Source organism: Aquitalea sp. S1-19 (assembly GCF_024343515.1).
Window position 1 is genome coordinate 1 of sequence record NZ_RJTZ01000248.1, and the last position, 1,903, is coordinate 1,903.

Annotated in this window: 2 protein-coding genes; both read left to right on the forward strand. The window is 50.9% G+C overall.

Annotated features, from left to right (window positions below):
• The first annotated feature begins 407 nt into the window (after positions 1-407).
• On the forward strand, positions 408-1,145 hold the full coding sequence (gene phbB / locus EGI20_RS17855) for an acetoacetyl-CoA reductase (RefSeq protein WP_124733954.1): 738 nt from the start codon (positions 408-410) through the stop codon (positions 1,143-1,145).
• 105 nt (positions 1,146-1,250) lie between these two features.
• On the forward strand, positions 1,251-1,736 hold the full coding sequence (locus EGI20_RS17860; protein WP_498629346.1) for a GAF domain-containing protein: 486 nt from the start codon (positions 1,251-1,253) through the stop codon (positions 1,734-1,736).
• The last annotated feature ends 167 nt before the right edge of the window (positions 1,737-1,903 follow it).

Below are 1,903 nucleotides of genomic sequence, written 5' to 3' on the forward strand. Positions count from 1 at the left end.
TCCCCCCTGGGCAAAATACGCACTGGGCAACTGCCTGATCCTTGATGACATCGAAAAGCATGCGCACAGCGTGCTCGCGTATTCATGCAACAAATTCCAACAGACAAAAATAAAAACTTACAAGATTGTTCAGTGAAGTGTCGCAGTAAATATCACAGAAAACCCAAGAATTACGTAACGCCAAGAAACTTACTTCTGTTTCGTATAATGTACATTATGTAAAATAACATACACCACGCAGCTAAAGTACAAACACGCCATATCCCACCCTGGTAGTCAGCATGATGTGCGCTTGTGCAACACTTTTTCGAGTGAATGCTCGGCGTCCTTGTTTTGCTTGTCTGTTTTCAGCATGCTGCAGTAATGCAATGCATGTACTTTGATAAAACAAAATAAAGGAGACAATCATGAACAAGCGTATTGCACTGGTCACTGGCGGTATGGGAGGCATCGGTTCGGCTATTTGCCGTGCCCTGGCCGATGCGGGACATACCGTTGTGACTACCTATAGCAAGCCCGGCAAGGAAAGCGCCTGGCTTGCCGACATGAAAAATGGCGGTTACGACTTTCACGCCTTCCAGTGTGATGTAACCGATTTTGATGCTTGCCAGGATTTGGTGGCAGCCATTACCGCTGAAATTGGTGCCATTGATGTGGTGGTCAATAATGCCGGGATTACCCGTGATGCTTCGTTCCGCAAAATGAGCAAGCAGGATTGGGATGCGGTGCTGCGTACCAATCTGGACTCGGTTTTCAATACGGCCAAGCCGACGGTTGATGGCATGATGGAGCGTGGCTGGGGTCGTATTATCAGTATTTCGTCCATTAACGGTCAGAAAGGCCAGTTTGGTCAAACCAACTATTGTTCGGCCAAGGCAGGCATGCATGGTTTTACCATGGCGCTAGCGCAAGAGGTTGCGCGTAAAGGTGTCACGGTTAATACGATTTCTCCGGGTTATATCGGTACCGATATGGTGATGGCGGTGCCTGAGGAGGTGCGTAGCAAGATCATTGCACAAATACCTGTGGGCCGTCTGGGTAAGCCTGAGGAAATTGCCAGTCTGGTCGCCTATCTCGCTTCCGACGCGGCCGCCTTCATTACCGGCGCTGATTTTGCCATCAATGGCGGACAGCACATGATGTAATGCCGGACAGTCCCGCTGCCAAGTGAATGCCCGCCCATGTGGCGGGTGTTCTTTTTTGCATGTTCCGGTTAGGCTGACCGTTTCGTAAATGTGCCGGGTGAAAAAATGTCATATCAAGTTGCCGTGTCTGGTGGTGATAAAGCTCAACGTTATGCGGAGTTATTGCCACAGTTGCAGGCTTTGATTGCCTCCGAACAGGATCAGATTGCCACGCTTGCTAATGTATCTGCAGCTTTAAATGCCTGTTTCGATTGGCTTTGGGTCGGTTTTTATCTGGTTAAGGGGCCGCAGTTGGTGCTTGGGCCATTTCAGGGACCAGTAGCGTGTACCCGCATTGGTTTTGGCAAAGGGGTATGTGGTGCAGCCTGGCAGCAAGGCCGCACCCTGCTGGTTCAGGATGTAGATTCTTTTCCTGGCCATATTGCATGCTCTTCGTTGGCCAGATCCGAAGTCGTAGTGCCGGTCTTTGATAGCCAAGGCGTGGTGAAGGCCGTTCTGGATATCGACTCAAGCCGGTTGGGCGAATATGACGAGGTTGATCGCGCCGCACTTGAGCAATTGGCCGCCTGGCTGACACCACTATTCGACTAAGGCGTAATTAGCCGATCAGCGCCTTGTGTAAATAGTCGTAGCGTTCAGCTTCGGTCAATAGACTCAGTGTCTCTCCTTGTGTAGTGACGAGCATGGTCAGGCGCGCGACGATGCGCTCTTCTTGTGCGGCGACCGCGCCATGGGCCTGGGCCAAATCGCCGGATAGT